The following is a 19,908-nucleotide window of genomic DNA, read 5'->3' on the forward strand; positions in this document are numbered from 1 at the left end:
AGGCAGGGCCCTGCCCCGAAGTCTCGGCTGCTTCCGGGGGGTGGGTGGAGAGTCCTGGTGTCGTGGGAGGTGCCGCCCTGAGATGTTCCACGGACCGGGACGCGCCTGCCACTACAGACTGGAGTCTGGGCCGGCACTCCCGGCGGGCTGCAGCGATCCGAGGAAGGCTCCGAGAGCGCGGGGGATCGCTGCGGAGCCGTGAGGGGCAGCGGGTGCGCGTCACTGCGGCGCATCGCGGATGTCTCGGGCAGCCAGACCGACGGCAGTGCTTCCGTGATCAACTTTGGAGTGAGGGCGGTTTGCACCCGGCCATGGATGGCCTCGAGCGACGATTCCCGCGCGGCCCCGGGCTGACTGGGATCTGACAGTCTGTTCCTACGTCGCTGGCAACGCACCCGGTCACAGTGTTCTCCTCCATGATCTTGTCGCATCGAATCCGGCTCACGGCCGACCACACGGAGGAGCGAAGAAACTGTAGTTGGGCACCTGGAAGTGAACAGCCTGGACTTGTAGCAGGAGCCGTTGTCGGTCAGGACCCGTTCGACGGTGATGCCGTGGGCGCTGAAGAAGGCGTTCGCCCGCTGCCAGAAGCCGGCGGCGGTTTCCTTGCGCTCGTCGGTGAGGACCTCGCTGTAGGCCAGGCGGGAGTGGTCGTCGACGGCGGAGTGGATGAACGAGTAGCCGATCACCGGCCTGCAGCTGCGGCGTCGGGCGGTGGTGGCGAGTTTGTTGTCCGTCGCCCGGCGGCGGTCCATGACCTTGTGGCCGCCGCCGTCGGGGATGTTGCCGAGGCGGTTGAGGCCGTGACGGGCCAGGATGCGGTGCACGGTCGAGGCGGGCAGGCCCAGAACCGGTTTGATGCGGACCGGGCCGAGCTTGCGGTCGGTCCTCAGACGGCAGACTCGGGCCTCGAGCGCGGGTGGTGTGCGATGGGGTGTGGTTCGGGGCTTGCTGGAGCGGTCGTGCAGCCCGGCCTCGCCCTCGGCCCGCCAGCGGCGGATCCACTTGTGGGCGGTGGGCCGCGATATGCCCATCTCGGCCGCCACGTGCGCGACGGGACGGCCGGACAGCACGCGTTCGACCAGGATCCGTCTGCCGTGCACGGTCAGACGGGCATTACGGTGGGACACGAAGACCTCCGTGTGCGGTGCAGCTTAGACACCTCCACCACACCGGAGGTCTTCGCCATGATCAAGACCCCGGCCCTGTCAACAACGCTCGTGATCAATACACCTAGGGCGTGTGTCGAAAATCGATCTTGGTCTGCGAATGATCACGGTTCATGGGTCGGGGAGGTCTCACGGACGAGCAGTGGGCAGTGCTGGAGCCGTGGTTGCCGAAGGGTGCCAGGTTGGGGAGGCCGCTGTTCTGGTCTCGGCGGCGGCTGATCGGCGGCATACGATTCCGGGTCCGGACCGGTGTTCCGTGGCGGGACGTCCCCGGCGAGTACGGGCCATGGGGCCGAATCTACGACCTGTTTCGCCGGTGGCAGGGGAACGGGACCTGGCACCGGATCCTCACTCGTCTCCAGACCCGGGCCTACGTGAAAGGCGCAATCGTCTGGACCTGAGCGTCGACTCCCCGGTCTGCCGTGCCCATCAGCATGCGGCCGGAGCCCGCAAGCAGGGCGACCTGCAGAAGGAACCAGCGGGCGGTGTGTTCACCGAACTCGGAGATCACGGGCTGGGACGCTCGCGCGGCGGGTTCACCACCAAGCTCCACCTGGCCATCGAGCAGGGTCAGAAACCCATGTCGATCGTGGTGACGGCAGGGCAACGCGGGGACTCACCGCAGTTCGAGCCCGTGCTGGAGAGGGTCCGCGTGCCCCGCGTGGGGCCGGGCCGGCCGCGCTTCCGCCCTGATCGGGTGCGGGCCGACAAGGCGGACGCCTCGCGCAGGAACCGGGCCTACCTGCGCAGACGTGGGATCCGCTGCACCATCCCGGACAAGGGCGACCACGTCCGCCATCGTAGGAAGCGCGGCTCCCTCGGTGGCCGTCCGCCGAAGTTCGACCGGGAGGACTACAGGGCCAGGCAGGCGGTCGAGTGCGGCATCAACCGCCTCGAAAGACACCGGGCCGTTGCCACCAGATACGACAAGCTCGCAGTCCGCTACGAGGCGACAGTCCTCATCGCCGCGATCAACGAGTGGCTGTGATCAGCACCTTCGGGCCCGGCGCTCACCGTGATGCTTCGTATGCCTCGCGAATGGCTGCGGGGATACGTCCGCGGTCATTGACCAGGTAGCCGTTCGCACGAGCCCAGAGACGTACAGGATCATCCTCCGGGCGCGGATCACGTCTACCGGCTCTGCCGGGTCCATCCCAAGCGCCCGAGGACACTCCCTCAAGTTGGTCAGCCACATCCTGGAAGAAGGCGAACAACGAGGCGTACTCGCGTTCCGCAGGGAGCGATCCCTCGCTCCAAGATCCCACCTCACCGGTGATTGTGTTCACGAACGTCCCGTAGAAGCCATCGCACTCCGAGGCGATTGGCACCCACTCTCTGCGCCAGGACGGGTAATCGGTGCTTACGGATCGTGCCAATTCCTCCATGGCCATCTTGTGGAGGTAGACACGTTCGATATCCAGGAGGCCCAGCAGGAGTCCGCCACTGGGAAGGACGCCTGGGCACCCCAGTGCCACCAGACACGATCCAGCAGGAGGCTGCCGACCTGCATCGATGTCGTGACCCAGAAGCCACTGCCGCAGTTGCTCCGGCAGTTGTAGGCCCATGCGCAGTTCGGCGTCGCAGATGGCCGCCGGACTCCCTGGCCCGCCGAGAGCAGCGAACACCTCAGGGGCATGATTCTCAAGCCACGCGGTCACCCGGCCCCACGCCTGCCGTGCGTCTCCCGCCCTCTGATGATCCATGGGCAGACCGTACTCAACACCGCTGACAATGCAGGACCCAACTGCGGCACTGTAGGTCAGTCGCAACAACCAGCAACTCTGGCCACTTTCGCGGCCTAGTGCGCCAGGTAGAAGGCCTCGAAGTCGATCGGCAGGTCCAGCGGCACGTACATGGACTGGGACAGCCCGAGGTCGTGCTCCTGCGCGGAGCGTTCTGGTGCGTCGTTGTGACCCACGAACGCCTCCCGTCGGCAGGGGACATGAGTGAGTTCCTCTCCATCGAGGGGTATGGAGAGCCGGCGCCGACTCGCATGCGCCGAAAGGCCGTTGGGCCTGCCCTCTACATAAGTGATTCGCGGGCCCGATCACTCATGCCGCCCCGCAAAAAATCACCAACCGTTCCTAACGGCGGCATTGTGTAATATTTAATAAACGCTGCTAGTTACGCTCAGTAGCGCCGTGACCAGGCGTGACCCAGCCCACCGCGACGACGGACACTCCTGCGCATGCCATACGTGTTCTGCGCCGCACCCGTGTTCCACCGGGCGCGCTCCAGCTTTCCATAGCGCGTCCACCACAGCGGGCGCCGTCTCGATCTCCGGCGCAGCGCCCAGCGTGAGCGCGTCGTGGTGGCCTCGCTGGCGAGCGGTCCTTGGTAGACGCCGTTTCGGCTCGGCCGCCCCCGGCGGGTAGCGGCTGGCCCACGGCCTGAGCAGGGCTGCCCTCGGCATCCGACTTGCTGGCCCGATGCCCCGTCACCGGCCTCTGGGCGCAGCGGGTCGTCCCATCTCGCGGGCCGGGCGCAGCAGGGCGTGGCTTCACCAGTTCAAACGACTCCGCCTCCGCTACGAAAGACGTGCTGACCTCCATCAGGGCCTGCTCGAACTGGCCTGCAGCCGCATATGCCTCCGCCCCTGCGGACCTCGTTGTGAAACGATCAGTCAGTCGCCCAGGACCCGCTCCCACAGCAGCCCGTCCCGCCAGCTCCCGTCGAGAAAGATCGAGGAGTGCGCGACCCCGTACGGGCTGAACCCGTTGCGGCGCAGTACCCGTTGCGACGGCAGATTCTCCAGGGCGGTGGACGCCTCAGCGCGGTGCAACCCGAGTTCGTCCGTCATCACCTGGAGTACAAGCCCGACGGCGCGCCCGGCGTGCCCTTGATTCTGGGCGACGCTGGCGATCCAGTAACCGACAGACCCGCGGCGAAGGTGCGGCTGCGGCAGGATGCCGCCGACGGTGATCTGCCCAATCACCTGGTCGTCGGCGAGCACCACGCCTGGCCAGACCGTGCCGGCCCGGTATCCGGTCAGCAGCCTGTCGATCCGCTCCGTCTGGCCCTCCGGGGTGAAGAAGTCGGTTGGCTGGGCGGGTTCCCATGGCCGGAAGGCCTCGAAGTCCCGCACCCTATGCGCGGCGATCGGGGCGGCGTCGCTGGGCTCTATCAGGCGGATCCTGGTGCTGTTGCGCATGGGCTGATCCTCATGGCGGTGCGTCGGATGAGACCAGACAGCCTATGTGAGCTGCACCTGGAGTCCGAAGCGACGCGACCCCATGCATCGCCGATGGTCGCGGCGTTCACGCACCGGACCGCGGCCGTCCGCCCAGCCGGGGCAAGTCATCACCGGCTGCTGCCTCAGAGGCGACGGTGTTCACTCCACCGTGCTTGGTATCGCCCACGTACACCGTTCGGGTGGTAGCGACATTGATCGCATAACACCGAACGAAGCAGGCCGTTTACAGGCTTGTCGGTAACCCCTGCTTGCCAAGGAAGTTGGGAAGAATGATGCGTAGCCTCAAGCCTCTTGCCGTGGCTGTATCGAGCTTCGCTCTGGTCACTGCGGGAATCATCGCAGGTGCCGGAAGTGCAAGTGCTACCTACAGTGCGTGCATCGATACCGTGGCCGCGAACGGGGGAGTTCCTTCCGCTCACATCGTTGAGAGCGCCTGTCAAGAGGGAGTCGCCAAGAGGTTCGAACAGTGCTCGAGCTCGTTGCAGGCCACCTCTGACCCTATGGGCAAGGGCTATGGCCCTGGTCTCTCGGAAGCCAAGGCCAACCTGGCCTGCAAGAGGGCAGCTGTTCTACCCGCCCCCTAAAGCCCGGACGCCCCCGGGATCCGGCGATGCCCCAGTCCCGTGCCGGCGGGCACAGCCGGTACCAGTTAGCATTCGCTTTCTCGTGCAGCTTCGGCTCGAGTGCGTCCAGCATGGCCTCGACGCGCCCTTCCTCGGAAGGGCAGCTCGGTGCCTGTCCGGTGACGATGGGGGGAATGAGCCCTTCGGGCTCGGTCCACCCATCCACGATCCGCAGGCCCACCGCGGCGAGAAACTTCATGAACCTCATCATGCAGTCTCCGCTGATCAGCACACAGGGCAGGGCGGTGCTCGGGTTCGCGCTTAGACCGTTGCCGCCTGTTACGGCAGACGCGGCCATGCGTTCCTCGGCACCACCATCACAGCGATTGCGGTCAACCCGCTCCGCACATGATCGGCAGAACAGGTCCTGGGCGCGGGGGGCGGCCCATCTCTCGGGCCGGGCGCAGCAGGACGCCTGAGCGCAGCCCAGCCCTCCCATCTCACGGTGGGGCGTGGCACCGGCCACCGGCTGGCAGATACGGCCCGCAACGCCGCAGTTGTTCGACACGACTTCGAGGCCGGTCGCGCCCTGCTCGTGCAGGGCCGGGATCGCGGCCTCGGGCACACCGCTGAGTCCGAAGCCGCCAACGGCCAGTGACGCACCGTCGGGGATGCCGGCGACCGCCTCGGCCGCGCTCGCGCGGACCTTGTCCATGGAAGGGAGGGACTTGCTGCTGTTACAGGTGAAGGGCGTCGGAGATCGACTTGACGCCGCCGTGCGCCGTGAGGCCGCCGTCGACCGGGATCTCGGCGCCGGTGATGAAGGACGAGTCGTCGGACAGGAGGAAGACCACGAGCGGAGCGATCTCCTCGACCGTGCCGGTGCGGCCGAGTGGTGTCTCCCGGATGTTCGCCTCGCGAAAGGCGGGCGCTGCGGAGGCGGTCATGTCCGTCTCGATGAAGCCGGGGTGGATCGTGTTCACGCGGATGCCGCGGGGCCCCAGTTCCACGGCAGCGGTCTTCGACAGGCCGCGCAGTGCCCACTTGCTGGCCGTGTAGGCGACCGGATAGTGGCCGGTGAGCGCGGCGGACGAGCCGACGTTCACGATCGAGGAGCCGGGCGGCATCAGCGGCCCCAGGTGCTGGATGCCCAGCAGCGGGCCGGTGACGTTGACCGCGTGGACGCGGGCCATGTCCTCGGGGCGTACGTCGTCGATCCGGGCTCGCCAGGTGATGCCTGCGTTGTTGACCAGGCCGTGCACCTGCCCGTATGCCTCACGCAGGTCGGCGGCAAGTTCCGCCCAATCCTTCTCGCTCGTGACGTCGAGACGGCGGCAGCCGGGTGCCTGCGTGACGTCGGTGGCGATCACCCGGGCGCCTTCGCGGGTCAGCGCCTCGGCCTCTGCGGCGCCCTGGCCACCGGCCGCGCCCGTGACCACGACGACCCTGCCGAGGAGCCATTTGGGATGGAGATCGGTCACGGCCGCTCCCTCGTGCGGCGTCGGGCGACGGGGACGGTCATGGGGTCCGGGCCGGCCACCACGGTGTTGGAGACGGAGCCGATGCCCTCGGCGGTGAGGGTGACCGTGTCGCCGGGCTTCAGGGGAGGCGGGGACTGCTCACCCCGTACACCCCACAGCTCGGCGAGGCAGCCGCCGTTGCCGCAGGTCCCGGAACCGAAGACGTCGCCGGGGCGGACGACGGTCCCGCGTGAGGCGTAGGCGACCATCTCCTCGAAGGTCCAGCTCATGTTGGACAGCAGATCCTTGCCCACGACGTCGCCGTTGATCTCGGCGGTGAGTGCGAGCCGCAGGAAGCCGTCGGCGTCGCGGTACTTCCCCAACTCGTCGGCGGTGACGAGGTACGGACCGAGCGTGGTGGCGGTGTCCTTGCCCTTGCAAGGGCCCAGGCCGACCTTCATCTCAGCGGACTGCAGGTCCCGGGCCGACCAGTCGTTGAAGACGGTGTAGCCGACGATGTGGTCGCGGGCCTGCTCGGGAGTGAGGTCGCGGCCCTCCTTGCCGACCACGGCAGCGACCTCCAGCTCGAAGTCGAGAACGCTCGACCCCGGCGGCATGGGGATGTCGTCGTGCGGCCCGTGCATCGCGTAGGGGTTGCCGAAGTAGAACGTCGGGGCCGCGTACCACTGCTCCGGTACCCCGGCAGCCCCGTCCACGGACCGCCGTACGCCCTCGACGTGTTCCTCGAAGGTGACGAAGTCACGGACGGTGGGCGGCTGGAGCGGCGCCAGCAGTCGTACCTCGGAGACGTGGGGGCCGGCCGGGACGTGGAGAGTCGCGGAGCCCGCGTCGAGCAGTTGGGGCAGACCGCCGCCCTCGACGAGCAGGCCGGTCAGTGAGCTGACGCCGGGTAGGGGGTGGAGCCTGCCGTCCTCTGCGACGACGGCCACTTGGCGTCGGTTGCGGTACTCGTACGTGGCGAAACGCATGGCGGTTTCCTGTCGGCTGTCGGCGTGAGGGATGGCACGAGGACCGGGGGCGCGGCAGGGGAGTCAGGGCGGTGACAGGGTCACTGCGCCCCCGGGGACTCGGGGCTTCGTCGATCAGACCGGCGGGGCGACGAAGACGCCGTGGTCGACGTCGTTGAAGGACTCCTTGGTGACCAGTTCGTTCATGGGGTTGGCGGTGCCCCATTGGTCGGTGACCTCGGGCTGGGAGAAGTCATAGACGTGCGGGTGCCAGGTGTCCTCGTCCAGCAGCTCCAACTCCGTCGTGTACTCGACGGTGTTGCCGTGCGGGTCGAGGAAGTAGGTGAAGGTGTTGTCGCCCGCCATGTGCCGGCCCGGACCCCAGATCTTGCGGGCGCCGGAGCGGATGACACGGCCGGAGCCGCGCATGTACTCGTCGATTCCGCGCATCTCGAAGGAGATGTGGTGCAGGGAGGTGTGCGGACCCTTGGCGATGGCCATGGAGTGGTGCTGGTTGCTGATCCGCATGAAGTGCATGACGTCGCCGATGTGCGGATGGCCGAGTGTGTCGGACAGCCGGAAGCCGAGGTGCTCCTCGTACCACGCCTTGGTCTTGTCCAGATCCGGCGAGTTGAGGACGACGTGCGACAGCTTGACCGGGATCGACTCCTTCTCCTCGATCTTGCGGTGCTGCCGCACCTCGACGTCGGCGGAGACCTCGATGGTGCGCCCGTCCACGTCGAAGAACCGGAAGCCGTACCCGCCCCCGGGGGTGTCCACCTTGCCCGGCTGGGAAATCAACTGCACGCCGGCCGCGAGGAGGTGTTCGGCGAGGATGTCCACGTCGGTCGTGTTCGCGGCGCCGTAGGAGACGAGGTCCAGACGCTTCTCGGCGGCCTTGCGCAGCCGGACGACGTACTGCTCGGGGGAGCCCTCGGCGGCCAGGAAGGAGATGCCGGAATCCTCGGCGACCTTGGTCAGGCCCCAGACTCCGGCGTAGAAGTCGAGTTGCTTGTCGTAGTCCGGCACGGCGAGGTCGACGTGGCGAAGGTGGGTGAGCAGGCGGTTGTTCATGGGGGGAGCTCCTCAGACGAGGTTGAGCAGAGCGGCGGCGTTTCCGCCGCGGACGGAGTGGAAGTCGGTGTCGGGCAGGTCTACGGCGCGCAGCGCGCCGAGCGGATCGTCGGTGCCCATGTCGAAGGGGAAGTCGGAGCCGAGCAGGACCCGTTCCCGGCCGACGGCTCGCAGCAGTTCCCGTAGCACCTGAGGGTCGTGGACGAGGGAGTCGAAGTGCAGCTGCTTCAGATAGCTGCTCGGTTCCCGCTCACAGCCCCGGGCGTCGGGACGGGCCCGCCAGGCGTGGTCGGAGCGGCCGATGTGGGTGGGCAGATAGCCGCCGCCGTGCGCCGCGATCAGCTTCAGACCCGGATGACGGTCCAGAACGCCGGAGAAGATCAGGTGGGAGAGGGCGACCGCGTTCTCGGTGGGCTGGCCGACGGTGTTGGACAGGTACCACTGGTCCAGGCGCTCGTCGAGGGTGCAGCCGAACGGGTGCAGGAAGACCAGGGCGCCTGTCCCCTCCGCGCGGGACCAGAGGGGCTCGTACGCCGGGTCCGACAGTTCGTGGCCGGGCGCGTGCGAGGAGATCTCCACGCCCCTCAGCCCTTGGTCCAGGGCGTGGTCGAGCAGGCTGACCGCGAGGTCGGGATGCTGGAGCGGGACCAGTCCCAGGCCGTGCAGGCGATCGGGCGCCTTCGCACAGTGTGCGGCGGTGCCCTCGTTGGCCAGTCGGCAGACCTTCTCGGCCAGGTGGGGCTCGGCCCAGTAGTGGTAGTGGGACGGCGAGGGGCTGACCAGCTGGACGTCCACGCCCTGCGCGTCCATGGCCGTCAGACGCGCCGCGGCGTCCGTCAGCTTCGGCATGCGTGCCCCGACCATCGGACCGTTCACCGCCAGGGCCGCCGGGCCGTTGCGGCGCGCGTCGAGGGCACGGGCCGCCGCGAGACCGGGATGACCGGCGACGGCCTCCTCGACCTCCGGGAGCAGGAGGTGGGCGTGGACGTCGATGGTCGGCACGGAGGATGCCGTGGCGCTCACGGGCGCTCCTTGAGCAGGTTCATGGTGCGGCCGACCAGCCCGGCCATGTCGGCGTCGCGCACACCGTCCAGCTGCCACTGGCCGATCTGCAGGGACGCCTCGACGACGGTGCGCACCCGGGGAATGCGGCGGTCGTAGTAGTCCTGGAGCAGCTCGTCGTCCCAGTCCCGGCTGTCGGCCACGGCCCCGCTGAGCAGCTCGGCGAGGACGAGGGCGTCCTCCAGGGACATGGCCGCGCCCTGGGCCATGGTGGGCGGGCAGCAGTGGGCGGCGTCGCCGATGAGCACGACCCGGCCCCGGTGCCAGGAGTCCTCTACCAGCAGGCGGTCGAACCAGGTGTAGTTGACCTTTTGCGGGTCGGTGATGTGCTCGGTGATCTCCGGCCAGACCCCGCCGTAGCTCTGCGCCAGGCGCCGCATCTCGTCGGCGTAGGTGGCCGGATCGATGGCGGCGCGGTCGCGGCACCCTTCGACGACGTACGCGTAGATGGTGTTCTCGCTGGTGGGGCAGTAGCCGGCGATGTAGGCGGGGCCGCCGTAGGCGAGGTCGGTGCGCGTCACGCTCTCGGGGCGCGGGGCGGCGATGCGCCAGATGGCCATGCCGGTCGGCTCGGGTTTGTCCGTGATGCCGATCGCGGCGCGGGTGGCGGAGTTGACCCCGTCGGCGCCGATCACCAGGTCGTAGCGGCCTTCGCTGCCGTCGCTGAAGCGCACCGACACGCCGGCGGCGTCCTGCTCCAGCACTTCGGCGGTGATGCCGAGGTGAACGCCGGCGCCGGAGGCGCGAACTGCGTCGATGAGGATCTGCTGCAGCTGGGGGCGCTGCATGCCGAGGGTGGCGGGCAGGTCCTCCCCGCCGGTCTGAATGTCCTCGGCGACGAACAGGACGGTGCCGTCGGGAGCGGTCACGCCCAGCGAGCCGAAGGCGTACCCGGAGGCTTCCACCTGTTCCCACACGCCCAGTTCGCGCAGGACCCGCAGGGCGTTGCCCTGGAGGGTGATACCGGAGCCGGTGGTGGCGTTCCAGTCCGGCCTGGCCTCGATCAGGTCGACGGCGATGCCGGCGCGGCGCAGCAGGATGGTGACGGCGTTGCCTGAGGCGCCCCCGCCAATGACGAGGACTCTGCGTGTCGGGCTGTGTGCCATTTCGGGATCCTCCCGAGGTTGGGCCGCGCGACTTCGGGCGGCGTGGGCTGCGGCTCGCCCGCTGCGAGTGCGGGCCGGGGGTGGGGACGGGCCACACGGCGAAGCGGGTGGGGCCGGGGGGCCGGAGGCGCCGCTGCTGTCCGGGGAACGGCGCCTCCGGCAGTGGTGCGGGCTACTTGACGGCAATAGGGTTGACCGGGGAGCCGACGGCTCCGGTGATGGGGAGGGGTGCGGCGGTGAGCCAGAACTCGTACACGCCGTCGTCGGCGCAGTCAGCGGCCAGGGCGTCGAGGTCCCACATCTCGCCGATCAGCAGGCCCATGTTGGGGATGACGACCTGGTGCAGCGGCTGGAAGGCGCCCTCGAACTCGTTGGGTCGGACCTCGAAGCCCCAGGTGTCAGTGGCGACGGCGGCGATCTCGGTGCCGTGCAGCCAGCCGGCGGTGGTGAACGACAGGCCGGGCGCGGGGCCGCCCGCGTAGTCGCCCCAGCCGTCGCGCCTTGCGCGGGCGAGGTGTCCGGTACGGACCAGGACGATGTCGCCGCGGCCGACGGTCACTCCGTGGGCCTCGGCGGCCCGGGTGAGGTGCTCCTCGGTGATGGCGAACCCGTCGGGCAGCTCCCCGTCCGTACCGACGACGTGGCCGACGTCGAGGAGCACGCCGCGTCCCGCGACGTGTGGCGCCATGTGCTCGATGCCGGTGACGAGGTCGCCTTCGGAGGTGACCACCTTGTCGGCACGCCGCCCGTTCCAGGCGAATCCGTGGTCGAAGATGTGGCCGAGTCCGTCCCACTGGGTCGAGCACTGCAGCGGCATGGCGATCACGTCGTCGGCGCCGCCGAGGCCGTGCGGGAAGCCCTGGTTGCCCAGTGCCGCGTCGGTACCCGTGTCGAGCATGGTGTGCACCGGGTTGGTCCGCCGGCGCCAGCCCTTCTGCGGTCCGTTCATGTCGAACCGCTGCGACAGCGAGAAGCTCATGCCGCGGCGCACGAGCGCCGCGCCCTCGCGCCGCTTGGCCTCGTCGAGGAAGTTCAGTGTGCCGAGCACGTCGTCCTCACCCCAACGACCCCAGTTGGAGTACGCCTTGACGGCCTCGGCTATCGCGCCCTCCGGGTCGCGGCGATCCAGACTCATGCCGTTCCCTCCGCGACGCAGCGGGTGCGCTGCGCGCCCAGACCGGTGATGGAGCCCTCCATGAGGTCGCCGTCGCGCAGCAGGCGCCCCCAGTGGATGCCGTTGCCGGCCGGGCTGCCGGTCAACACCAGGTCACCAGGCAGGAGTTGAGCCGTCTGTGAGGCGTACGACACCAAGCGGGCGACTCCGAAGAGCATGTCCTCGGTGGACTCGTCCTGCATGGTCTCGCCGTTCAGCTTGAGCGTGACCCGCAGGTCACCGGTGTCCGCGATCGACTCCGCAGGTACGAGCCACGGGCCGAGCGGCGTGAAACCGGGTGCGTTCTTGCTGCGCAGCCAGTCGGTGCCGATGGCCTTCATGTCCCGACGGAACACAGTGGCGCGGTCGGTGAGGTCGTTGGCGATGGTGTACCCGGCGACGTACTCCAGGGCCTCCTCGACCGTCACCCGGTAGGCGGGCTTGGCGATGACGGCCGCCAACTCCAGCTCCCAGTCCGGCTTTTCGGCCCAGGCGGGCAGGACCACGTCGTCGTAGGGGCCCGTGATCGCGCTGGGCAGGCCGATGAACACGTAGGGCAGATCCTCGGCGGCCCGGCGGTCCATGACCGCGGCGATTTCCGCTCGTGCCTCCTCGACAGTGCGGGGGTCGTCGGGCGAACGGTGGGCGACCTCCAGATCGATCACATGCTGCCGGTAGTTGGCGCCTGACTGGAAGATCTGCCGCGGCTCGATGGGGGCGTGCACGCGCAGGCCCTCCAGGGGCAGCCAGCCGAGGGAGTCGTCGTCCGCCAGGGTGCGCAGGACGGGGAGGGTCTCCTCCCACCGCTCCAGGACTGCGCGCAGACCCGACGGCGCCCAGTCCAGGGCGCTGCGCAGATCGAGTACCCGGTCATTGGCCAGGAGGCCGGGAAACGACTCCCCGTCCTGAGCGGAGAACGTGCCGAGCGCGAACGGGCCGGCTGATTGCGCGAGCATTGCCATCAGATTTCCTCCTGCGGGATTGGGGTCTACTCTGACCCCGTTCGGCAGATCAGGGAAATTAATCCTGTGGATGCGTCGAATCCACGTCATGGATGACTCTCGTTGCTAGGCGGTTGCCGGTGAACCTGTCCCGACTCGACCTCAATCTGGTCCTCGCCCTTCGCGCGCTGCTGGAGGAGCGCAATGTCACCCGGGCCGGCGAGCGCATCGGCCTCAGCCAGCCCGCCATGAGCGCAGCGCTTTCCCGGCTGCGCCGCCATTTCGGCGACGAATTGCTCGCCCGCACCGGCAACGCCTACGAGCTGACCCCGCTCGGCGCCGCCCTGCGCGACCGCAGCGCCACCGCGTGCGACCTGCTGGAACGGGTCTTCTCCAGCCAGGCCGACTTCGACCCGGCGGCGGAGTCACGTGAGTTCACCCTGCTCGCCTCCGACTACGGTGCGGCCGTGTTCGGTGCCGCACTCGCCCGCACCCTGCACGAGGAAGCGCCCGGCATCCGGCTCACCTTCCAGCACCCGGCACCGTCCGTTGTGGAGAACACCGCCGCGGTGCTGAGCACCGTCGACGGACTGCTGATGCCGCACGGCGTCATCGACGGCCTGCCTGCCGTCGACCTCCACCAGGACCGCTGGCTGTTCCTGGTCGCCGACGATCACCCCGAGATCGGTGACGAACTCACCCTGAACCAGTTGGGGCGTCTGCCCTGGGCCGTCTACCAGCGTCCCTACGACGCCCCGGCCGCCCGCCAGCTCAGCATGCTGGGGATCAGTCCCCAGGTGGAGGTGTCCGTGCAGACCTTCCAACTGCTGCCCCACATGGTCGAGGGCACCCGCCGGATCGCGATGATCCAGGAGCGCCTGGCGCGCAAGGCGGTCCGATCGGCCGCGGTGCGCGTCCTGCCCTGCCCGTTCGAGGCGGTACCGGTGAGGGAGGCGATGTGGTGGCACCCGGTGCACGCGCAGGACGCGGGCCACATCTGGCTGCGGCAGAAGGCCGCGGAAGTGGGCGCGACGCTGGCGGGCAACGGCTACAGCCATGGCAAAGGCCCGGGGAAGGCCGAGCCCGTCGACCGGAGCGTGGAGCTGCCGCCGGGCCGGCTCTGACCGGGCCGGCGGCAGCCGGTGATCGACGCGCTCCCGGCGGTCTTCCCGCACTCCCTCAGGCCAACTGCTCCGGCAATGGCCGGGGATCGACGGCGCCCACCCGGCGGCCGGCCGCCCACAGCCCCGCCGCGACGAGGGCAGCGGCCAGCCCCAGCACGCCCACCGCACCGGCGAGACTGCCGACCGCGGACTCCCCGGCGAGCAGCACCAGCGGGCAGATGAACTCACCGCCGAAGAAGGCCGCCGTCCACAACCCCGTCCCACGGCCACGGTCCTCGAACGCCAGCCGGGACATGGCACTGGTGAGAAGGGCGGGCAGCAGCATGCCGGTGCCCACACAGTTGACGACCGCCCCGATGACCAGCAGCGGGGCATTGCCCGCGAGGAACATCACTCCGAAGCCGACCGCACAGACCGCGAAGACGGCGGGCAGCATCGGGTCGGGAGAACGCTTGAGCCGGGCGAAGGTGACCGCTCCGCCCACGGTCGCGGCACTGGCGATCGCGGTGGCCAGTCCGATCACGCCCGTGTTCTTCACCCCGAGGTCGTCGAGCAGGTACGACATCTCCACCGGGACGGTGTAGAAGACCATCGCCCCGAAGAAGGTGAGGGCACAGATGCCGCCCAACTGCCGCCAGGGGAACGAGCGGCGGGCCTCCGCCTCGGCCGGAGTCTCCTCGCTGTCCGCACGGGCCGCCGGGTTGGGCAGGGCGAAGGCCATCAGCGGAGCGAGCGCCAGGCTCACGGCGTAGACCCAGAAGGGCACGCGCCAGCCCGCCGATCCGGCGGCGCCACCGATCACGAAGAAGACGGTGGCCGACGCGGAGGCGCACATGGTCTGCAGGGCGAGGTATTTCACCCGCCGGTGACCGCTGTAGTAGTCGCCGATCAGAGTCGTGCAGCAGGTCATGATCGCGGCCTCGGCGACTCCGACCAGGGCGCGGCTGGCGATGATGCCGCCCAGCGAGTCCAGCCACAGCGGTGCCGTGCCGAACAGCGCGTACAGGACGGTCGCCACGACCAGTAGGCGCTTGCGGCCCACCCGGTCCACGATCACCCCGGCGAACGGGGCCAGTAGCGCCAGCGCCAGCGCCGGGACGGTCAGTGCGAGGGGCACCAGCGCCTTGGCCCCCGGGACCGATGCGAAGTGGTCCTGCATCTTCGGCAGTACCGGGGCGATCAGCACCGCCCCCAGGATCGGCAGACAGCTGCCCGCCATCAGAAGAGTCACCCGCAGCAGATGGGCCGGGCCCGAGACGGCGAGGGCTGACGGAGCGGTGGCATCGACCACCGCGGGACGCGGCGGAGGCAGGGGACCGGGCATGGCGACTCCAGGGGGCGGTATAAGGGAGTGCATGCCTCACGGGCGCCGACGGCGCACGGCATGCTGGGGAAGCTCGCACGCCGACAGCGTCCGGACAGCGGTGTGCGGTAGCGACGACTATGGGGACGCCGAAGCGCCGGTGCCATCCCCTGAGCGATCCGAATCCCGTATCCAGGTTATCCACGCTGTGGATGGGATGGGCAACGGTCACACAGACGGAAGACGTGCACGACCGTTCCTGGCGCGAACAGCGGTGTCCCGGAGCTCGGTCGTCCCGACCTCCGGGACACCGCCGGCTGCCGACTGCCGGCGCCGACATCTTGCGCACGCCGGGCAGCGTCAGCGGACAGGCAGCGGCAGGATGCGCCGATAGGCGGCGACGGCGACTGATGGAGCGTCGGGTGACACGGCAATCGCCGGCCGGGACGACCCCGGCCTGGAGGGAGTCTCGATCATGAACCAGACCCGGATCCGCCGCCGGTCGGCCGCGATCATGGCGAGCACGACGGCACTGGCCGTCCTGCCCTCGGTCACCGCGGCCGCCGCCCCCGCGCAGGCCCAGCCCTGCGTGCAGAAGGTCGCAGTCGTCAACAACGCCGGCTTCGTCCTTTACTGGGCCGCCACCGCCCGCACCGGCGAACAGTCCGCCCCGACCGACGAATACCCGATCACCAGACCAGGGTCATCGACCTGTCCACCACCGCATGGCCGGAAGGCACCGACGTCCGTCCCTACGCCGATGCGGTCGCTGGAACCAAGGAGTTCGGCAGCTCCTGCGTGGCCTACTGCGACAACGGCCAGACGGCCACGTACGCCGTCACCGGGACCACCTTCGACTACTCGGTGACCCTGCTGACCTGACCGACCACCGCAGCGTTCTCACATGGTCGTGTCGCGCAGGTACGCCGACCCGGCCCACCTGCCGGTCCGGGCGCTTCACCACCGGAGCGCCCGGACCGGCGCCGCTGGTTGGGGCCCCCGGGGGGCGCCTCCGTACAGGATGGCATTCATGATCTGGCGCAAATCCGGTTCGGGCGACTGGCCGATGTCTCTGGTACCAGAAGGAGCACGCGGAGTCCGACGAGGTCAACGACGAGTGGCAGCACGCCCCGCGGCAGCTGGAGGACGTCTACTCGGTGGCGGACGCCGTCGTCGTCGGCAACCTGCTGATGACACTGCTCAAGCACAGCGACCGCGTCACCTCGGTCTCGCTCGCGCAATGGTCAACGTGATCGCGCCTATCATGACCGAGCCCGGCGGCCCTGCCTGGCGGCAGACGACCTTCTACCCGTTCTCGATCACCAGCCGGCTTGCCGCCGGTGAGGTGATCCTGCCCGTCGTCGAGGCGCCGACTTACACGACGGCACGCCATGGCGAGGCCTCCGTCGTTGACGCCGTCGCGACCGTCGACGAGGACCAGGCTGCGGTCTTCCTCGTCAGCCGCGAGCTGACGCAGGCCACTCAGGTCACGGTCGATGTGTGCAGCCTCGGCTCCTCGCGGATTCTGGAGGCGGTCACACTCGCCGACAAGGATGCGTACGCGAAGAACACGCTCACCGAGCAGGACCGCGTGACCCCACACACCAACCCGAGCGCGATCCTGTCCGACAGGCTGCTCAGCATCGAGTTGCCTCCGGTGGCGTGGACCGCGATCGCGCTGGGGTGACGGGCCACAGGTCGTCGTCCTCGATACCTGTGTCGGCGACCAGAGATGTGAGGTTGCGGGTGCCGTACTTCCGTGCGGCACGGACGGCGACTGCGAAGGATCCGATGCCGCCGCTGAACCGGACGCCATGCCTACGGGCAGTGAAGGCTCGGCGGCCGTTGGCGGGCTTCCGAGTCATGGGCAGGGCTCCTTCGCAATCTCAAGCGGCCCCGCCAGGACCTGCGCGGCCGCCTGGAGCGTGAGGTCAAGAAGCGGTGGCAGCCGCAGGTGCGGGCCAGGCGAAGAAGGCGGCTTCCACCGGCGGCCTGGTTGTCTCCACCCGAGCGCGGTTCGGGTTCGCCGCCGCGCCGGGCAGACCGATGACGCCCGGATCCGCGACATCCCCCAGGCCCTGCCGCCGGTCTTCGCGGGCCGCGTGTTCACCGCGCCCGGGAGCAGGGCGCGCCACCGAGCAGCGCCTCCAACAGATCGCAGCCGAGAGCCTCGCCCAGACGTACTTCCGCATCAACAACACCCGCGCGCACGGCCTGGGCGTGGAGTTCACCGACGTGGAACACATCGAGATCGAGCTGTAGGTGCCCGGCGGCACGAACGCCTCGCCCCTCCGGCGGCTGCCGGGGGCGAAGCGTCCTGCATTCTATGAGCGGGGGGACTGTGTCATCGTTTCTTGGTCTCCTGGCCGTCGTCACCAGGGTTCGGGTTGAGCGCGTCCGCAGCGGCTGCCCAGTCTTTGGGGTGCGAGACAGGCAACAGCCGAAACTGCTGGGGGTGTGTGCTGTCATACGACGTGGTAGCCGTCTTCATTCGGCTGTGATCCTTGATCAGCAGCATCTCGATCACGCGCAGAAGTGGGCTGCCCCCTGTCGCAGGCTCGCCGGCCGCCCGGACGCACGTCCCAGGGCTCGAGGCACAGCGGGGCGGCTTCGCATCCCGGCCGGGTGCAGCAGGGCGCCCGAGCGCCGACCCAGCCCTTCCTTTCCTCGGTGGCGCCTGCGCCGCCTGCCCAATAATGCCCGGCGGGATCGTTGGCCCGCCTCTTCCAGCGAACCCGTCGGTCCGCCCCTGCATGGTGAGCACACCCTGACATCTGACAGGGACGCGACGTGCCTGGCGCGGTCTACGGTTCGAAGTGCCGACTTGGGACGCTTCGAGCTACGGCAGTTGGAGCAGGAGTCAGCGGTGTGGAGTCCCGGGAAAACACAGGAGGTGACCGTGCGTAAAGCTGTACTCGGCTTGTTCATGGCGTTGGCGGCCGTGCTGGCGGTGGCACCGCTCACCGGAGGTGACCCTTCCGAGACCGTCGCGTGCTGCGGCCCGCAGCCGCCCGGCTGGCCGTAACGGGCGCTCCCCAAGAGTGAGGAGACCCGACCATGGTCCCATTCGGTAAGGAGATGTGATGCGCAGAGCAATGCTCAGTGTGTTCGTGGCGTTGGCGGCTGCGCTCGTGGCAGCGCCGCTCGCCGGCCCCGATCAGTCCGAGACGGTCGCCTGCTGCGGCCCGCCCCCGCCCGGCTGGCCGTAAAGGGCGATCGCCAGCAGCCGCGAAGACGCTTCAGCGGGGCGCTCTGTGCGTTTGGCCGTTCTCGTGACTGTGGCGTTGCGGGTGTGCTCGCTGTTGTGCACCAGCACATCAAGCGGACCGTCGATGGCCTCTCGTACCTGTTCAACCAGATGGCGCACCACGCGGGATCACCGAGATCGGCCAGTCAGTTTCGTTCGGATCACCGGGCGGACCACAGGGAGATGGCGACGATCCAAACGAAACTGACTAGCAGACACCGGCCACCATTCAACGCCAGTAGGTACGGCCACGGCAGGAGGCAACGGTTCCACTGGGGCGAGGCGAACCACGTCGGACCGCACCCGGAAACATCGACCTCGCGGGGTGTGTATCGGGGCCGACGATTCAGAGGTGGCGGTCGCAACTCGACCGTGGCCACCCAGCCCTTCGGCAGCCGACAGCCCTGCCATGGCCCCTGCCCTGGCCGGTCGGGTGGAGCGTCCGAGGATCTCGGAGGGCGCTGGGGGTGGTTCGGTCAGAAAATCGCGATGGGGTTGACCGGTACGCCGGTCAGGCCGTGGATGCGGGGTGGGGCGACGGTGAGCAGGAAGCTGTAGCGCTTCAGCCGCGTGCACAACGCCGCGAGGTCGTCCAATTGGGGAACGTCGATCAGTGGCATCGCCATCCGGCCGAGTGCTACCCCGTGCAGCGGGGCGGGCTCGTCCGGGCTCAGGGGAGGGTGCGCGTCGCCCCTGTCCGGGGCGAGGATGGCGACCCCTCGGCGGTGCATCCACCGCACCGCGCCCATGCTGATTCCCGGGCACGGTGTGTCGTGAGGTGCGCGGCCCGTCCAGCCGAGTCGGACCACCAGTGCGTCCCCGGAGCCCACCTGCGCTCCCTGCCGTTTCTCGGCCTGTTCGAAGTCGTGTGACGTCACCGCATAGCCGGGGGGGAAGTGGTCCGTCGACGGCCAGATCGAGTAGGACCCCACGGGTCACTATCCCTGCGGCGAAAGCAGCCGTCGATGCGTGTGTGATGCCCACGGGGGTGACGACCTGCTCCCTGGTTCGGCCCGGATAGACCTGGCCATCGGTCGACCAGTGCGCGAGCGCGTCGAGGTGCGTCGACTTCCAGTGGTGGTGGTAGACCACCGACAGATCGGCTGCCACCGGTCCACCGGTGTGGGACACCATCTGCTGCACCGGCGACGCGTCGATCGTCTCAGGCGAGAACGGGCTGAAGAACATCGCGCTCGGTGTGATCGGCTGTGCCAGTGATACCCACTGACCGGTCCGTGCCTCGGCGGCAGCCCTGGCGCGCACCTCATCGGTGATCAGGTTGAGGGTGCCGAGTTCGTCGTCCGCTCCCCAACGGCCCCAGTTGTCCGGCAGGTCCGTCTCACTGATATCGGCCATGTACTCCTCCGCTCTCATCCCTGCCCTGGGCACGGCTGGTAGCTGGTAGCGCTCGGTTCCATGCGATCAACCGCTCGCCGACCAGGAAGCCGGTACGTTCGAGTGTCGGGGAACCGGATCGCGTTATTCAGGGCCTGACGATCCGCCTCTCGAGCACACCCCCCCCGCGGAGAGCCCGAGGACGGCCCG

At 68.9% G+C, this 19,908-nt stretch carries 18 protein-coding genes and 4 pseudogenes; 5 read left to right on the plus strand and 17 right to left on the minus strand.

Annotated elements, in window-relative coordinates; all coding sequences use genetic code 11:
• Positions 1–494: 494 nt before the first annotated feature.
• Positions 495–1,130: pseudogene (locus ACIGAQ_RS29470) on the minus strand (helix-turn-helix domain-containing protein); the annotation flags it as partial.
• Between the two features lie 152 nt (positions 1,131–1,282).
• On the opposite strand from ACIGAQ_RS29470, the gene ACIGAQ_RS29475 reads away from it, so the two are divergent.
• A protein-coding gene (locus ACIGAQ_RS29475) for an IS5 family transposase (protein WP_399788087.1) occupies positions 1,283–2,157 on the plus strand; the annotation gives its coding sequence in 2 pieces (ribosomal slippage) (positions 1,283–1,568 and positions 1,568–2,157; 876 coding nt in all).
• A 22-nt stretch (positions 2,158–2,179) separates the two neighbouring features.
• Here ACIGAQ_RS29475 and ACIGAQ_RS29480 read toward each other — a convergent pair.
• Positions 2,180–2,872 carry a histone-like nucleoid-structuring protein Lsr2 gene (locus ACIGAQ_RS29480; RefSeq protein WP_399788090.1) on the minus strand — a complete coding sequence of 231 codons (693 nt, stop codon included), beginning with the start codon at positions 2,870–2,872 and terminating at the stop codon, positions 2,180–2,182.
• A gap of 780 nt (positions 2,873–3,652) precedes the next feature.
• Here ACIGAQ_RS29480 and ACIGAQ_RS29485 point away from each other — a divergent pair.
• Positions 3,653–3,757 (plus strand): annotated as a pseudogene (locus tag ACIGAQ_RS29485) (IS5/IS1182 family transposase); the annotation flags it as partial.
• Between the two features lie 35 nt (positions 3,758–3,792).
• On the opposite strand, the gene ACIGAQ_RS29490 reads toward ACIGAQ_RS29485, so the two are convergent.
• The 9 genes from ACIGAQ_RS29490 to ACIGAQ_RS29530 form a co-directional block, all read right to left on the minus strand.
• A complete protein-coding gene (locus ACIGAQ_RS29490) occupies positions 3,793–4,320 on the minus strand; it encodes a GNAT family N-acetyltransferase (RefSeq protein WP_399788093.1) in 528 nt (175 codons plus the stop codon).
• Between the two features lie 540 nt (positions 4,321–4,860).
• Positions 4,861–5,640 carry a CoA-transferase gene (locus tag ACIGAQ_RS29495; RefSeq protein WP_399788096.1) on the minus strand — a complete coding sequence of 260 codons (780 nt, stop codon included), beginning with the start codon at positions 5,638–5,640 and terminating at the stop codon, positions 4,861–4,863.
• A 22-nt stretch (positions 5,641–5,662) separates the two neighbouring features.
• Positions 5,663–6,406, minus strand: coding sequence for an SDR family NAD(P)-dependent oxidoreductase (locus tag ACIGAQ_RS29500; protein ID WP_399788099.1), 744 nt, complete (start codon positions 6,404–6,406; stop codon positions 5,663–5,665).
• Positions 6,403–7,374 carry a fumarylacetoacetate hydrolase family protein gene (locus tag ACIGAQ_RS29505; RefSeq protein ID WP_399788102.1) on the minus strand — a complete coding sequence of 324 codons (972 nt, stop codon included), beginning with the start codon at positions 7,372–7,374 and terminating at the stop codon, positions 6,403–6,405. The genes ACIGAQ_RS29500 and ACIGAQ_RS29505 overlap by 4 nt, the downstream gene beginning before the upstream one ends.
• A gap of 114 nt (positions 7,375–7,488) precedes the next feature.
• On the minus strand, positions 7,489–8,427 hold the full coding sequence (locus ACIGAQ_RS29510; RefSeq protein WP_399788105.1) for a VOC family protein: 939 nt from the start codon (positions 8,425–8,427) through the stop codon (positions 7,489–7,491).
• Between the two features lie 12 nt (positions 8,428–8,439).
• A complete protein-coding gene (locus ACIGAQ_RS29515) occupies positions 8,440–9,450 on the minus strand; it encodes an amidohydrolase family protein (protein ID WP_399788108.1) in 1,011 nt (336 codons plus the stop codon).
• Positions 9,447–10,595 carry an FAD-dependent oxidoreductase gene (locus ACIGAQ_RS29520; protein WP_399788111.1) on the minus strand — a complete coding sequence of 383 codons (1,149 nt, stop codon included), beginning with the start codon at positions 10,593–10,595 and terminating at the stop codon, positions 9,447–9,449. Before ACIGAQ_RS29520 ends, ACIGAQ_RS29515 begins: the two co-directional genes overlap by 4 nt.
• 172 nt (positions 10,596–10,767) lie before the next feature.
• Positions 10,768–11,730: a cyclase family protein gene (locus tag ACIGAQ_RS29525; RefSeq protein ID WP_399788114.1), complete on the minus strand. Its 963-nt coding sequence runs from the start codon at positions 11,728–11,730 to the stop codon at positions 10,768–10,770.
• Positions 11,727–12,710: a fumarylacetoacetate hydrolase family protein gene (locus ACIGAQ_RS29530; RefSeq protein WP_399788116.1), complete on the minus strand. Its 984-nt coding sequence runs from the start codon at positions 12,708–12,710 to the stop codon at positions 11,727–11,729. Before ACIGAQ_RS29530 ends, ACIGAQ_RS29525 begins: the two co-directional genes overlap by 4 nt.
• Positions 12,711–12,829: 119 nt before the next feature.
• On the opposite strand from ACIGAQ_RS29530, the gene ACIGAQ_RS29535 reads away from it, so the two are divergent.
• Positions 12,830–13,813, plus strand: a complete 984-nt coding sequence (locus tag ACIGAQ_RS29535) for a LysR family transcriptional regulator (protein ID WP_399788119.1) — start codon at positions 12,830–12,832, stop codon at positions 13,811–13,813.
• Between the two features lie 55 nt (positions 13,814–13,868).
• On the opposite strand, the gene ACIGAQ_RS29540 is transcribed toward ACIGAQ_RS29535, so the two are convergent.
• Together ACIGAQ_RS29540 and ACIGAQ_RS29545 are read right to left on the minus strand one after the other, a co-directional pair.
• The gene (locus ACIGAQ_RS29540; RefSeq protein WP_399788122.1) at positions 13,869–15,137 is read right to left on the minus strand and encodes an MFS transporter; all 1,269 of its coding nucleotides are present in this window, start codon (positions 15,135–15,137) and stop codon (positions 13,869–13,871) included.
• Between the two features lie 339 nt (positions 15,138–15,476).
• Positions 15,477–15,728: a hypothetical protein gene (locus tag ACIGAQ_RS29545; RefSeq protein ID WP_399788125.1), complete on the minus strand. Its 252-nt coding sequence runs from the start codon at positions 15,726–15,728 to the stop codon at positions 15,477–15,479.
• Between the two features lie 545 nt (positions 15,729–16,273).
• On the opposite strand from ACIGAQ_RS29545, the pseudogene ACIGAQ_RS29550 reads away from it, so the two are divergent.
• Positions 16,274–16,803: pseudogene (locus ACIGAQ_RS29550) on the plus strand (alpha-L-arabinofuranosidase C-terminal domain-containing protein).
• A 254-nt stretch (positions 16,804–17,057) separates the two neighbouring features.
• A complete protein-coding gene (locus ACIGAQ_RS29555) occupies positions 17,058–17,378 on the plus strand; it encodes a hypothetical protein (protein WP_399788127.1) in 321 nt (106 codons plus the stop codon).
• 82 nt (positions 17,379–17,460) lie between these two features.
• Here ACIGAQ_RS29555 and ACIGAQ_RS29560 read toward each other — a convergent pair whose 3' ends face one another.
• The 4 genes and pseudogenes from ACIGAQ_RS29560 to ACIGAQ_RS29575 form a co-directional block, all read right to left on the minus strand.
• On the minus strand, positions 17,461–17,643 hold the full coding sequence (locus ACIGAQ_RS29560) for a hypothetical protein (RefSeq protein WP_399788130.1): 183 nt from the start codon (positions 17,641–17,643) through the stop codon (positions 17,461–17,463).
• Positions 17,644–18,273: 630 nt separating this feature from the next.
• Positions 18,274–18,486 carry a hypothetical protein gene (locus tag ACIGAQ_RS29565; protein WP_399788133.1) on the minus strand — a complete coding sequence of 71 codons (213 nt, stop codon included), beginning with the start codon at positions 18,484–18,486 and terminating at the stop codon, positions 18,274–18,276.
• 353 nt (positions 18,487–18,839) lie between these two features.
• Entirely contained in the window at positions 18,840–19,094 is a 255-nt protein-coding gene (locus ACIGAQ_RS29570; protein WP_399788488.1) for a hypothetical protein, read from the minus strand.
• A gap of 24 nt (positions 19,095–19,118) precedes the next feature.
• A pseudogene (locus ACIGAQ_RS29575) lies at positions 19,119–19,295 on the minus strand (cyclase family protein); the annotation flags it as partial.
• Between the last annotated feature and the right edge of the window lie 613 nt (positions 19,296–19,908).

Origin of the sequence: Streptomyces sp. NPDC085932, assembly GCF_044540525.1 — a bacterium.
GTDB lineage: Bacteria > Actinomycetota > Actinomycetes > Streptomycetales > Streptomycetaceae > Streptomyces > Streptomyces levis.

What these genes read in the sequence shown, in the direction of transcription:
- ACIGAQ_RS29480 (WP_399788090.1), bottom strand. Translation starts at nt 2,872, where the DNA reads ATGGATCATCAGAGGGCGGGAGACGCACGGCAGGCGTGGGGCCGGGTG.
- ACIGAQ_RS29490 (WP_399788093.1), bottom strand. Translation starts at nt 4,320, where the DNA reads ATGCGCAACAGCACCAGGATCCGCCTGATAGAGCCCAGCGACGCCGCC.
- ACIGAQ_RS29495 (WP_399788096.1), bottom strand. Translation starts at nt 5,640, where the DNA reads ATGGACAAGGTCCGCGCGAGCGCGGCCGAGGCGGTCGCCGGCATCCCC.
- ACIGAQ_RS29505 (WP_399788102.1), bottom strand. Translation starts at nt 7,374, where the DNA reads ATGCGTTTCGCCACGTACGAGTACCGCAACCGACGCCAAGTGGCCGTC.
- ACIGAQ_RS29510 (WP_399788105.1), bottom strand. Translation starts at nt 8,427, where the DNA reads ATGAACAACCGCCTGCTCACCCACCTTCGCCACGTCGACCTCGCCGTG.
- ACIGAQ_RS29520 (WP_399788111.1), bottom strand. Translation starts at nt 10,595, where the DNA reads ATGGCACACAGCCCGACACGCAGAGTCCTCGTCATTGGCGGGGGCGCC.
- ACIGAQ_RS29525 (WP_399788114.1), bottom strand. Translation starts at nt 11,730, where the DNA reads ATGAGTCTGGATCGCCGCGACCCGGAGGGCGCGATAGCCGAGGCCGTC.
- ACIGAQ_RS29530 (WP_399788116.1), bottom strand. Translation starts at nt 12,710, where the DNA reads ATGGCAATGCTCGCGCAATCAGCCGGCCCGTTCGCGCTCGGCACGTTC.
- ACIGAQ_RS29540 (WP_399788122.1), bottom strand. Translation starts at nt 15,137, where the DNA reads ATGCCCGGTCCCCTGCCTCCGCCGCGTCCCGCGGTGGTCGATGCCACC.
- ACIGAQ_RS29570 (WP_399788488.1), bottom strand. Translation starts at nt 19,094, where the DNA reads ATGCACCGCCGAGGGGTCGCCATCCTCGCCCCGGACAGGGGCGACGCG.